Annotated in this window: 11 protein-coding genes; all 11 read left to right on the plus strand. The window is 69.6% G+C overall.

Going from position 1 to position 12,842, the window contains the following annotated elements:
• Positions 1-175 precede the first annotated feature (175 nt).
• The 11 genes from ADBZ6I_RS11235 (at position 176) to metK (ending at position 12,768) form a co-directional block, all read left to right on the plus strand.
• Positions 176-1,132, plus strand: coding sequence for an aspartate carbamoyltransferase catalytic subunit (locus ADBZ6I_RS11235; protein ID WP_526383791.1), 957 nt, complete (start codon positions 176-178; stop codon positions 1,130-1,132).
• 35 nt (positions 1,133-1,167) lie between these two features.
• A complete protein-coding gene (locus tag ADBZ6I_RS11240; protein WP_526383793.1) occupies positions 1,168-2,475 on the plus strand; it encodes a dihydroorotase in 1,308 nt (435 codons plus the stop codon).
• Positions 2,472-3,080 (plus strand): PH-like domain-containing protein, encoded by a 609-nt coding sequence (locus tag ADBZ6I_RS11245; protein WP_526383795.1) that lies wholly within the window; start codon positions 2,472-2,474, stop codon positions 3,078-3,080. The genes ADBZ6I_RS11240 and ADBZ6I_RS11245 overlap by 4 nt, the downstream gene beginning before the upstream one ends.
• The gene (gene carA, locus ADBZ6I_RS11250) at positions 3,077-4,204 is read left to right on the plus strand and encodes a glutamine-hydrolyzing carbamoyl-phosphate synthase small subunit (protein ID WP_526383797.1); all 1,128 of its coding nucleotides are present in this window, start codon (positions 3,077-3,079) and stop codon (positions 4,202-4,204) included. Before ADBZ6I_RS11245 ends, carA begins: the two co-directional genes overlap by 4 nt.
• Positions 4,204-7,545: a carbamoyl-phosphate synthase large subunit gene (gene carB / locus ADBZ6I_RS11255; RefSeq protein WP_526383799.1), complete on the plus strand. Its 3,342-nt coding sequence runs from the start codon at positions 4,204-4,206 to the stop codon at positions 7,543-7,545. The genes carA and carB overlap by 1 nt, the downstream gene beginning before the upstream one ends.
• 1 nt (position 7,546) lies before the next feature.
• Positions 7,547-8,440 carry an orotidine-5'-phosphate decarboxylase gene (pyrF, locus tag ADBZ6I_RS11260; RefSeq protein WP_526383801.1) on the plus strand — a complete coding sequence of 298 codons (894 nt, stop codon included), beginning with the start codon at positions 7,547-7,549 and terminating at the stop codon, positions 8,438-8,440.
• 362 nt (positions 8,441-8,802) lie between these two features.
• Positions 8,803-9,114, plus strand: a complete 312-nt coding sequence (gene mihF / locus ADBZ6I_RS11265) for an integration host factor, actinobacterial type (RefSeq protein ID WP_293355790.1) — start codon at positions 8,803-8,805, stop codon at positions 9,112-9,114.
• A gap of 68 nt (positions 9,115-9,182) precedes the next feature.
• Positions 9,183-9,785 carry a guanylate kinase gene (gene gmk, locus ADBZ6I_RS11270; protein ID WP_526383804.1) on the plus strand — a complete coding sequence of 201 codons (603 nt, stop codon included), beginning with the start codon at positions 9,183-9,185 and terminating at the stop codon, positions 9,783-9,785.
• A gap of 48 nt (positions 9,786-9,833) precedes the next feature.
• The gene (gene rpoZ / locus ADBZ6I_RS11275) at positions 9,834-10,151 is read left to right on the plus strand and encodes a DNA-directed RNA polymerase subunit omega (protein WP_526383810.1); all 318 of its coding nucleotides are present in this window, start codon (positions 9,834-9,836) and stop codon (positions 10,149-10,151) included.
• A gap of 69 nt (positions 10,152-10,220) precedes the next feature.
• Positions 10,221-11,492 (plus strand): bifunctional phosphopantothenoylcysteine decarboxylase/phosphopantothenate--cysteine ligase CoaBC, encoded by a 1,272-nt coding sequence (coaBC, locus tag ADBZ6I_RS11280; protein WP_526383806.1) that lies wholly within the window; start codon positions 10,221-10,223, stop codon positions 11,490-11,492.
• A 64-nt stretch (positions 11,493-11,556) separates the two neighbouring features.
• On the plus strand, positions 11,557-12,768 hold the full coding sequence (metK, locus tag ADBZ6I_RS11285; protein WP_526383808.1) for a methionine adenosyltransferase: 1,212 nt from the start codon (positions 11,557-11,559) through the stop codon (positions 12,766-12,768).
• The last annotated feature ends 74 nt before the right edge of the window (positions 12,769-12,842 follow it).

Here is a 12,842-nt window from a genome sequence, read left to right on the forward strand (position 1 = left end):
GAGCGGAGAGGTTCAGCGATGAGCGCTTGCGCGAAGAGCGGAGAGGTTCAGCGATGAGCGCTTGCGCGAAGAGCGGAGAGGTTCAGCGATGAGCGCTTGCGCGAAGAGCGGAGAGGTTCAGCGATGAGCGCTTGCGCGAAGAGCGGAGAGGTTCAGCGATGACGAGCGGACGATCATGACCGCGCGCCACCTGCTCTCCGCCGCGGACCTGTCCCGCGACGAGGCCACCGCGATCCTCGACGACGCCGACCGATTCCGGCAGTCGCTGCTGGGCCGCGAGGTCAAGAAACTCCCCACTCTGCGCGGGCGCACCATCATCACGATGTTCTACGAGAACTCCACCCGCACCCGGGTGTCGTTCGAGCTGGCCGGCAAGTTGATGAGCGCCGATGTGATCAACGTCAGCGCGTCGGGATCCTCGGTGGCCAAGGGCGAGTCGCTGCGCGACACCGCCCTGACGCTGCGGGCGGCCGGCGCCGACGCCCTGATCATCCGGCACCCGGCGTCCGGGGCGGCGCAGCTGCTCGCCGAGTGGACCGCCGAGCCCGACGGCGGGGGACCGTGCGTGATGAACGCCGGGGACGGCACCCACGAGCACCCGACCCAGGCGCTGCTGGACGCGCTGACCATCCGTCAGCGCCTCGGCGGCATCGAGGGCCGCCGGGTGGTCATCGTCGGCGACGTCCTGCACAGCCGGGTGGCCCGCTCGAACGTCGCGCTGCTGGAAACCCTCGGTGCGGAGGTGGTGCTGGTCGCACCGCCCACCCTGCTGCCGGTGGGGGTCGCCGACTGGGGCCGGGCGACGGTCTCCCACGACCTGGACGCCGAGCTGCCGGCCGCCGACGCGGTGATGATGCTGCGGGTGCAGGCCGAGCGGATGAACGGCGGCTTCTTCCCGTCCGAGCGGGAGTACTCGGCCCGCTACGGACTGTCCGACCGCCGTCAGGCGATGCTGCCCGAGCACGCGGTGGTGCTGCACCCCGGCCCGATGCTGCGCGGTATGGAGGTCTCCTTCAACGTGCCGGACTCGGCGCAGTCGGCTGTGCTGCAACAGGTTTCCAATGGTGTCCATGTGCGGATGGCGGTGCTGTTCCACCTGCTGGTCGGCACCGACGAGGCGGTGAGCGTGTGACCAGCGGGCAGGAGCGAAGCGACTCGGGGAGATTGATGAGCGCAGGCAATGTGGTCCTGATCAAGGGAGTGCATCTCTACGGCGAGGGCGACCCGGTCGACGTCCTCGTCGCCGACGGGCAGATCGCCGAGATCGGCGCCGGACTCACGGCGCCGTCAGAAGCAGAGGTGATCGACGCCGCCGGCCAGGTGCTGCTGCCCGGCCTGGTCGACCTGCACACCCATCTGCGTGAGCCGGGCCGCGAATACGCCGAGGACATCGAAACCGGCTCTGCGGCAGCCGCTTTGGGCGGTTTCACCGCGGTGTTCGCGATGGCCAACACCGATCCGGTCGCCGACTCGCCGGTGGTCACCGACCACGTGTGGCGGCGCGGCCGGCAGGTCGGCCTGGTCGACGTGCACCCGGTCGGCGCGGTCACGGTGGGCCTGGAGGGCAAGCAGCTCACCGAGATGGCCCTGATGGCCGGTGGTTCCGCCGGCGTGCGGATGTTCTCCGACGACGGCATCTGTGTGCACGACCCCCTGGTGATGCGCCGTGCGCTGGAGTACGCCGCCGGACTGGGGGTGCTGATCGCCCAGCACGCCGAGGAGCCCCGGCTGACCAAGAACGCGGTGGCCCACGAGGGGCCCAACGCCGCCCGGCTGGGGCTGGCCGGCTGGCCTCGGGCGGCCGAGGAGTCCATCGTCGCCCGCGACGCCCTGCTGGCCCGCGACGCCGGCGCCCGCGTGCACATCTGCCACGCCTCCACAGCCGGGACCGTGGAGATTCTGAAATGGGCCAAGCAGCAGGGCATTTCGATCACCGCCGAGGTCACCCCGCACCACCTGATGCTCGACGACAGCCGGCTGGCGACCTACGACGGGATCAACCGGGTCAATCCGCCGCTGCGGGAAGCCTCCGACGCCGAGGCCCTGCGCCGTGCGCTGGCCGACGGGGTCATCGACTGTGTGGCCACCGACCACGCTCCGCACGCCGAACAGGAGAAGCGCTGCGAGTTCGCCGTCGCCCGGCCGGGCATGCTCGGCCTGCAGACCGCGCTGTCGGTGGTGGCCGCGACGATGGTCAAGACCGGACTGCTGGACTGGCGCGGTGTGGCACGGGTGATGAGCGAGAACCCGGCCCGCATCGTCGGCCTGGACGACCACGGCCGCCCGCTGGAGGTAGGGGAACCGGCCAATCTGGTGGTGGTCGACCCGGAGGCCACCTGGACGGTGGCGGGCACGGCGCTGGCCAGCCGCTCGGACAATACGCCGTATGAGGCGATGACGCTGCCGGCCACCGTCACCGCCACGCTGCTACGCGGACGGGTCACCGCCCGGGACGGCAAGGCCCGCCCCGCGTGAACACCCCCACCGTCATCAGCACCCTCGTCTTCGGCTTCGTCGTCGTGGTGCTGATCGGTCTGGTGATCCGGCGGATGCTGCGGGGCTGGCGGCACCGCGCCGAACGTCAGGAGGAGCTCATCGGCGCCCTGCCGAGCATGCCCGATCAGGTGGGCGCGGCCTCGATCGCGCCCACCCGCGGTCTCTACCTCGGCAGCACGCTGGCTGGATCTGGGGCTCTTCGCGCAAGCGGTTCATCGGCGAACTGGCTGGACCGGGTCAACGTCGGCGACCTGGGCTACCGGTGCAAGGCGGTGCTGACCCGCTATCCCGAAGGCATCCTGCTGGAACGGTCCGGGGCCGGCCCCCTCTGGATGCCGGCGGAGTCGGTGACCGGGCTGCGCACCGAACGCGCCATGGCCGGCAAGGTGCTGCCGACCCGGAGCCCGCCGGGAACGGCCGACTCAGCCGGCGGTGGCATCCTGGTGATCCGCTGGACGTTGCCCTCGGGCACCGTGCTGGACACCGGGTTTCGCGGCGACGACCGCAGTCAATACGCGCGCTGGATTTCTCAGGCAGGACAGACACCGTCGCCCCGCGACAATCAGACAGGAGACGTGGCGTGAGCCAACACAAGGCAGTCCTGGTGCTCGAGGACGGGCGGGTCTACACCGGCACCCCGTTCGGGGCGATCGGGCAGACGCTCGGCGAGGCGGTGTTCTCCACCGGCATGTCCGGGTATCAGGAGACCCTCACCGACCCCAGTTACCACCGCCAGATCGTCATCGCCACCGCCCCGCAGATCGGCAACACCGGCTGGAACCACGAGGACGGCGAAAGCCGCTCGGACAAGATCTGGGTCGCCGGCTACGTCGTGCGCGACCCGTCCCCGCGGGCGTCGAACTGGCGGGCCACCGGAACCCTCGACGACGAGCTGGTGCGCCAGGACGTGGTCGGCATCTCACGCGTGGACACCCGCGCGATCGTCCGGCACCTGCGCACCAAGGGCTCGATGCGGGCCGGCGTCTTCTCCGGGCCGGCGCTGGCGCAGGACGACGAGCTGCTGCGCCGGGTCCGCGAGCAGCCCAGCATGCTGGGCGCGGATCTGTGCGGCGAAGTCAGCACCGACGATGGCTACATCGTGGAACCGCAAGGGCAGCAACGGTTCACCGTCGCCGCCCTGGATCTGGGCATCAAGACCAACACCCCGCGCAACTTCGCCCTCCGCGGCATCCGCACCCATGTGCTGCCGTCGTCGGCGACCTTCGACCAGATCGCCGCGCTCAAGCCCGACGGGGTGTTCCTGTCCAACGGCCCCGGCGATCCGGCGACCGCCGACCGGGTGGTCGCCGTCACCCGGGAGGTGCTGGGCGCCGGAATCCCGCTGTTCGGAATCTGTTTCGGAAACCAGATCCTCGGCCGCGCGCTGGGCCGGTCCACCTACAAGATGGTGTTCGGTCACCGCGGCATCAACGTCCCGGTGATCGACCACGCCACCGGCCGGGTGGCGGTGACCGCGCAGAACCATGGCTTCGCCTTAGAAGGAGAGGCGGGGGAGACGTTCACCACCGACTTCGGCCCCGCCGTCGTCAGCCATACCTGCGCCAACGACGGTGTGGTCGAGGGTGTGAAACTCGTTGACGGCCGGGCATTCTCGGTGCAGTACCACCCGGAGGCGGCGGCGGGCCCGCACGACGCCAATTACCTCTTCGACCAGTTCGTCGACCTGATGGAAGGGGGCCGCCGCTAATGCCGCGCCGCACCGATCTCAACCACGTCCTGGTCATCGGGTCCGGGCCCATCGTCATCGGGCAGGCCTGCGAGTTCGACTACTCCGGCACCCAGGCCTGCCGGGTGCTGCGCTCGGAGGGACTGACGGTCAGCCTGGTCAACTCCAACCCGGCGACGATCATGACCGACCCCGAGTACGCCGACTACACCTACGTCGAGCCCATCACCCCGGCGTTCGTGGAGAAGGTGATCGCCCAACAGGCCGAGCGGGGTATACCCATCGACGCGCTGCTGGCCACCCTGGGCGGGCAGACCGCGCTGAACACCGCGGTCGCGCTGTACGAGAACGGCGTGCTCGACCGCTACCACGTCGAACTCATCGGCGCGGATTTCGAGGCCATCCAGCGCGGCGAGGACCGGCAGAAGTTCAAGGACATCGTCGCCAAGGTCGGCGGTGAATCCGCCCGCAGCCGAGTCTGTTTCACCATGGAAGAGGTCCGCGAGACGGTCGCCGACCTGGGCCTGCCCGTCGTCGTGCGGCCGTCCTTCACCATGGGCGGCCTGGGCTCGGGCATGGCGCAGACCGCCGAGGAGGTCGAGCGGATGGCCGGCGACGGCCTGGCGGCCTCGCCCAGCGCCAACGTGCTCATCGAGGAATCCATCTACGGATGGAAGGAATACGAGCTCGAGCTGATGCGCGACGGCAACGACAACGTCGTCGTGGTCTGCTCCATCGAGAACGTCGACCCGATGGGTGTGCACACCGGCGATTCGGTCACCGTCGCCCCGGCGATGACGCTGACCGACCGCGAGTACCAGACCATGCGCGATCTGGGCATCGCGATCCTGCGCGAGGTCGGGGTGGACACCGGCGGCTGCAACATCCAGTTCGCCGTCGACCCCAAAGACGGCCGGCTCATCGTCATCGAGATGAACCCGCGTGTCTCGCGGTCCTCGGCGCTGGCCTCCAAGGCCACTGGCTTCCCGATCGCCAAGATCGCCGCGAAACTGGCCATCGGCTACACCCTCGACGAGATCCTCAACGACATCACCAAGGAAACACCGGCCTGTTTCGAGCCGACGCTGGATTACGTGGTGGTCAAGGCGCCGCGGTTCGCCTTCGAGAAATTCCCCGGCGCCGACCCCACCCTGACCACCACGATGAAGTCCGTCGGCGAGGCGATGTCGTTGGGCCGCAACTTCGTCGAGGCGCTGGGCAAGGTGATGCGCTCGCTGGAGACCACCAAGGCCGGGTTCTGGACCGGACCCGATGAGGACGGCTGGGCTGACGACGTGTTGGACCGGTTGCGCACCCCCACCGAGGGTCGGCTCTACGACATCGAACTGGCACTGCGGCTGGGTGCGAGCGTTGAGGCGGTGGCACAGGCGTCGGGCGTCGACCCGTGGTTCGTCGACCAGATCAACGGCCTGGTGGCGCTGCGCGCCGAACTGCTCGACGCGCCGGTGCTCGACGAGGCGCTGCTGCGCCGGGCCAAGCACAACGGCCTGTCCGACCGCCAGATCGCCGCGCTGCGACCGGAGTTGGCCGGCGAGACGGGGGTGCGCTCGCTGCGCGGGCGGCTCGGCATCCACCCGGTGTTCAAAACCGTCGACACCTGCGCGGCGGAGTTCGAGGCCAAGACCCCGTACCACTACTCCAGCTACGAACTCGACCCGGCCGCCGAGACCGAGGTGGCCCCGCAGACCGAAAAGCCCAAGGTGCTCATCCTCGGTTCCGGCCCCAACCGCATCGGGCAGGGCATCGAATTCGACTACAGCTGCGTGCACGCCGCCACCACGCTGTCCCAGGCCGGGTTCGAAACGGTAATGGTCAACTGCAACCCGGAGACGGTGTCCACCGACTACGACACCGCCGACCGGCTGTACTTCGAGCCGTTGACCTTCGAGGACGTGCTGGAGGTCTTCCACGCCGAATCGCAGTCCGGGCAGGGCGGCCCCGGCGTGGTGGGGGTGATCGTCCAGCTGGGTGGGCAGACCCCGCTGGGTCTGGCGCACCGGCTGGAGAATGCCGGCGTTCCGATCGTCGGCACCCGGCCGGAGGCCATCGACTTGGCCGAGGACCGCGGCCGGTTCGGCCAGGTGCTGATCAACGCCGGGCTGCCGGCGCCGAAGTTCGGCACCGCCACCAGCTTCGAGGAGGCCCGCGACATCGCCTCGTCGATCGGCTACCCGGTGCTGGTCCGGCCGTCGTATGTGCTGGGCGGACGCGGCATGGAGATCGTCTACGACGACAAGACCCTGCACGGCTACATCACCCGCGCCACCCAGCTCTCACCCGAGCACCCGGTGCTGGTCGACAGGTTCCTCGAAGACGCCATCGAGATCGATGTCGACGCCCTGTGCGACGGCACCGAGATCTACATCGGCGGCATCATGGAGCACATCGAAGAGGCCGGCATCCACTCCGGTGACTCCGCGTGCGCGCTGCCCCCGGTGACGTTGGGCCGCAGCGACATCGAGGCGGTGCGCCGCGCCACCGAGGCGATCGCCCACGGGGTGGGCGTCGTCGGTCTGCTCAACGTCCAGTACGCGCTGAAGGACGACGTCCTGTATGTGCTGGAGGCCAACCCGCGGGCCAGCCGCACGGTGCCGTTCGTGTCCAAGGCGACGGCTGTGCCGCTGGCCAAGGCCTGCGCGCGGATTCTGTTGGGCGCCAGCATCTCCCAGCTGCGCGGGGAGGGCCTGCTGGCCCGGTACGGCGACGGCTCGGCTCCCGGGCCGAACGCCCCGATCGCCGTCAAGGAGGCCGTGCTGCCGTTCCGCCGGTTCCGGCGGGTGGACGGCTCCGGCGTCGATTCGCTGCTGGGTCCGGAGATGAAGTCCACCGGTGAGGTGATGGGCATCGACCACGACTTCGGCAGCGCCTTCGCCAAGAGCCAGGCCGCGGCCTACGGGTCGCTTCCCACATCGGGGACGGTATTCGTCTCGGTGGCCAACCGGGACAAGCGGTCGCTGGTGTTCCCGGTCAAGCGGCTGGCCGACCTGGGCTTCCGCGTGCTGGCCACCGAGGGCACCGCGGAAATGCTGCGCCGCAACGGAATTCCGTGCGAGGTGGTGCGCAAGCACTTCCAGGTGCCGGGGGAGGGTCTGCCTGCCACGACGGCGCTGGAAGCCATCAACGCCGGGGAGGTGGACATGGTGATCAACACCCCGTACGGCAACTCCGGCCCGCGCATCGACGGCTACGAGATCCGCTCCTCGGCCGTGGCCATGAACATTCCCTGCATCACCACCGTTCAGGGCGCGTCGGCGGCGGTGCAGGGCATCGAGGCCGCCATCCGCGGCGATATCGGGGTGCAGTCGCTGCAGGAGTTGCACGCCGCGCTCGGAAACAGCTGACATGGCCGGGACGGGCTCCGGTCCGGGACTCGGGGGTCCGGGATTCGGGGAGCGCCTGGCGACGGCCATCGCGGCCCGCGGACCGCTGTGCGTCGGTATCGATCCGCACCCGGAGTTGTTGGACGCCTGGGGTCTGCCTCGCACCGCCGACGGGCTGGCCCGGTTCTGCGACATCTGCGTGCAGGCGTTCGCCGGCTTCGCGGTGGTCAAACCTCAGGTGGCGTTCTTCGAGTCCTACGGGTCGGCGGGTTTCGCGGTGCTGGAGCGCACCACCGCCGCGTTGCGGTCGGCCGGGGTGCTGGTGCTCGCCGACGCCAAACGCGGCGATATCGGGTCGACCATGGCCGCCTACGCGCAGGCCTGGGCGGGGGACGGTCCGCTGGCGGCCGACGCGGTGACCGCTTCGCCCTACCTGGGGTTCGGTTCGCTGGATCCGCTGCTGGACCTGGCCCGCGCAGCAGGTCGCGGGGTGTTCGTTCTGGCCGCCACGTCCAATCCGGAGGGCGCCGCGGTGCAACGCGCGCTCGTCCCCGGCGCCGGCTCCGCCATCACGGTGGCGCAGTCGATCGTCGACCAGGCCGCCGCGGTGAACCGCAGCGCGGCAGGCGAACCCGGCTTTGTGGGCGGCCCCCCCAACGGCTTTGTCGGCGTGGTCGTCGGCGCCACTTTGGACCCGGCCACGGTGCCCGACCTCAGTGCCCTCGGCGGGCCGGTCCTGGTGCCCGGCGTGGGTGCGCAGGGCGGCCGGCCGGACAGCCTGGCCGGGCTTGGCGGGGCCCGTCCCGGGCAGCTGCTGCCGGCGGTCTCGCGGGAGATCCTGCGGGCCGGGCCGCGGCCCGAGGCGCTGTGTTCGGCCGCCGAGTCGATGCGGGAGGCGGTCGCTCATCTGCGGTGATGGCCGCGCGACACGCGCGACACGCCGTGCGGCCCCGAATCGGCGGGGAATGTGGCGCACCTGACCGCGCCGGTGCGGTGCCCACGATCCCGCCGCACCGCCCGCTGACCGGATAAGCGCAGCTAGAAGGCACCTTTTCGGGTTCATAGCGCCGATGTTTCGCTGGCGGGGCGGCTACGTGCCGATGGTCTGAACTACCGTCGAATCGGGCCGATTCGACGGCCGTGTCCTGGGAGTTTCCGCCCCGGAACAGGGGGTCGGGTTAGATTTCGTCAGGAGGCGTGGGTACGGTCGTCGTCGCTGGCTGAAGAACCCGGCCCAGGCAGAAGTAATTAATTGATGGTGATGAGACGGAGGAACCCGTGGCCCTTCCCCAGTTGACCGACGAGCAGCGCGCCGCAGCGTTGGAGAAGGCTGCCGCCGCACGTCGAGCACGTGCAGAGCTGAAGGATCGGCTCAAGCGCGGTGGCACCAACCTGACGCAGGTGCTGAAGGACGCCGAGACCGATGAGGTCCTCGGCAAGATGAAGGTTTCCGCTCTGCTGGAGGCCCTGCCCAAGGTTGGCAAGGTCAAGGCGCAGGAGATCATGACCGAACTGGAGATCGCCCCCACCCGCCGTCTGCGCGGACTGGGCGACCGGCAGCGCAAGGCTCTGCTGGAGAAGTTCTCCTGATCCCAGCCGGATCATTTCCGGACGGATCACGGCAATGAACGCCGACGAAGGGCCGGACAGCCGGGGCTATGACACTCTCTAAGCCTCGAGACCGGGCAACGCGTGGACGCGTGCTCGTGCTGTCCGGCCCTTCGGCCGTCGGCAAGTCCACCGTCGTGCGGCAGTTGCGCGAGCAGGTGCCCGATCTGCACTTCAGCGTCTCGGCCACCACCCGCGAACCCCGCCCCGGCGAGGTCGAGGGCCAGGACTACCACTTCGTCAGCCCTGAGCGGTTCCAGCAGCTCATCGACAGTGGGGATCTGCTGGAGTGGGCCGACATCCACGGCGGGCTGCACCGGTCGGGCACTCCGGCGTCCCCCGTCCTGGCCGCCGCCGCCACCGGCCATCCGGTGCTCATCGAGGTCGATCTCAACGGTGCCCGGGCGGTCAAGGCCGCGATGCCGGAGGCTGTCAGCGTCTTCCTGGCCCCGCCCAGCTGGGACGCGCTGCGCGAACGCCTGGAGGGCCGCGGCACCGAAACCCCCGACGTGATGGCCCGCCGATTGGCCACCGCCGAGGCTGAACTGGCCGCCCAGCACGAGTTCGACGTGGTGGTGGTGAACAGCCGATTGGAGTCGGCGTGTGCTGAATTGGTATCGTTGCTGGTGGGAAACGCGCCGTATTCGGCGTGAGCGGTTTTTTGAGTTGACCACGCGAACGGCCCACCGAATCAAAACTCACTGCCAGGAGATTTCTTCGTGACAACGTCTGCCGATCACTACGATCCGGCCCCCGGTGCGGCTACCGCTTACGACACCCCGCTGGGCATCACCAACCCGCCCATCGACGAGCTGCTCGAACGGGTTTCCAGCAAGTACGCCCTGGTGATCTACGCCGCCAAGCGGGCGCGTCAGATCAACGACTACTACAACCAGCTCGGCGAAGGCATCCTCGAGTACGTCGGCCCGCTGGTCGAGCCGGGACTTCAGGAGAAGCCGCTGTCGATCGCGCTCCGCGAGATCCACGGCGACCTGCTCGAACACACCGAAGGCGAGTAGCCGCGTCACGCGCGGGCCAGCTATGAGCCCCCGGTATTGCATGACGGTCTCCCACGACGGCCGCGTTGCATGACGGCTAAGCGGATCATCGTCGGCGTCGCCGGCGGAATCGCCGCCTACAAGGCCTGTTCGGTGGTCCGGCAGCTCAGCGAGGCCGGACACGACGTCCGGGTCGTTCCCACCGAAGCCGCGCTGCGGTTCGTCGGAGCGGCCACCTTCGAGGCGCTATCCGGCCATCCGGTGCGGACCGGGGTGTTCGAGGACGTTCCCGAGGTGCCGCATGTGCGGCTCGGTCAGGAAGCCGACCTCGTCGTCGTCGCCCCCGCCACGGCGGACCTGCTTGCCCGCGCCGCCGTCGGTCGCGCCGACGACCTGCTCACCGCCACCCTGCTCACCGCACGCTGTCCGGTGCTGTTCGCCCCGGCCATGCACACCGAGATGTGGCAGCATCCGGCCACCGTCGACAACGTCGCCACCCTGCGCCGCCGCGGCGCGGTGGTGCTGGAACCGGCTTCGGGCCGGCTCACCGGCTCCGACACCGGGGCCGGCCGGCTGCCGGAACCCGAAGAGATCACCACCTTCGCCGAACTGCTGCTGGCCCGGCCCGACGCCATGCCGCACGACCTGCGCGGAACCCGCATCCTGGTCACCGCCGGCGGTACCCGCGAGGCGCTGGACCCGGTCCGATTCATCGGTAACCGCAGCTCCGGAAAGCAGGGTTACGCGGTGGCCCGGGTGGCCGCCCAGCGCGGCGCCGAGGTCACCCTGATCGCCGGCAACACCGCCGGCCTGGCCGACCCGGCCGGGGTGCACGTGCTCAGCGTCACCTCCGCGGCGCAGCTGCACGAGGCGGTGACCAAACACGCACCGGACGCGCATGTGCTGGTGATGGCCGCCGCCGTCGCCGACTTCCGGCCCGCGCACGTGGCGACCAGCAAGATCAAGAAGACCACCGAAGTTATTTCTGACGCCCAGGCCCTCGCCGCCGAGGCGCCGACGGTCGAGTTGGTGCGCACCGAGGACATCCTGGCCAGCGCGGTGCGCCAGCGCGCCGACGGAGATCTGCCCAACATGCGCGCCATCGTCGGATTCGCCGCCGAGACCGGCGACGCTCAGGGCGATGTGCTGTTCCACGCCCGTGCGAAGCTGCTGCGCAAAGGCTGCGACCTTCTGGTGGTCAACGCCGTCGGCGACGGTCGCGCGTTCGAGGTGGACAGCAACGACGGCTGGCTGCTCGGCGCCGACGGCACCGAGGTGGCGTTGGAGCACGGTTCGAAAACTCTGATGGCGACCCGTATCGTTGACGCGATCGCGGCGTCCCTGCGGGGTAGCGCCGTCTGACCTTCTCACCGGCGGTGGCCGCCGGGAAGCCAAGAATGACCACATATCGAAGGGGAATGACACTGTGAGCGACAACGGACGGCTGTTCACCAGCGAATCGGTGACCGAGGGGCATCCGGACAAAATCTGCGACGCCATCAGCGACTCGGTGCTCGATTCGCTTCTGGCCCAGGATCCGACCTCGCGCGTCGCGGTGGAAACCCTGGTGACCACCGGTCAGGTGCACGTCGTCGGTGAGGTCACCACCAAGGCCAAGGAAGCTTTCGCCGATATCGCCGACACCGTGCGCGAGCGCATCCTGGAGATCGGCTACGACTCCTCGGAGAAGGGCTTCGACGGCGCGTCGTGCGGCGTGAACATCGGTATCGGCCGGCAGTCCCCGGACATCGCGCAGGGCGTCGACGAGGCCTACGAGTCCCGCGTCGAGGGTGAGCGCGACCCGCTGGACGCCCAGGGCGCCGGCGACCAGGGCCTGATGTTCGGCTACGCCATCCGCGACACCCCGGAGCTGATGCCGCTGCCGATCGCCCTGGCGCACCGGCTGTCCCGCAAGCTGGCCGAAGTCCGCAAGAACGGCCCGTTGAGCTACCTGCGCCCCGACGGCAAGACCCAGGTGACCATCCAGTACGAGGGCACCACCCCGATCCGGCTGGACACCGTGGTGCTGTCCACCCAGCACGCCGCCAACATCGACGAGAAAGAGCAGCTTCCGCGCGACATCCGGCAGCACGTCATCGACGCGGTCCTGCGTGAGCTGGCCCACGAGACCCTGGACACCTCCGACTTCCGGCTGCTGGTCAACCCGACCGGGAAATTCGTCGTCGGCGGTCCGATGGGCGACGCCGGCCTGACCGGCCGCAAGATCATCGTCGACACCTACGGCGGCTGGGCCCGCCACGGCGGGGGCGCCTTCTCCGGCAAGGACCCGTCGAAGGTGGACCGGTCGGCGGCCTACGCCACGCGCTGGGTGGCCAAGAACGTCGTCGCCGCCGGCCTGGCCGAGCGCGTCGAGGTGCAGGTGGCCTACGCCATCGGCAAGGCCGCCCCGGTGGGCCTGTTCGTGGAGACCTTCGGCAGCGAGACCGTCGACCCGGCCCGCATCGAGAAGGCCATCAGCGCGGTCTTCGACCTGCGGCCCGGCGCGATCGTGCGCGACCTGGACCTGCTGCGCCCGATCTACGCCCAGACCGCCGCGTACGGCCACTTCGGCCGCGAGGACCTGGACGTGCCGTGGGAGCGGCTGGACAAGGTCGAGGAGCTGAAGAACTCCGTCTAGACGACGATGCGGGGCGCCAGCCCCGAGGAGGAGTCAGACAATTGGGCTCCGTCTAACCCGCCGACCCTGCGCAC

The organism is Mycobacterium sp. (assembly GCF_044342925.1).
In the GTDB taxonomy this organism is placed as follows: domain Bacteria; phylum Actinomycetota; class Actinomycetes; order Mycobacteriales; family Mycobacteriaceae; genus Mycobacterium.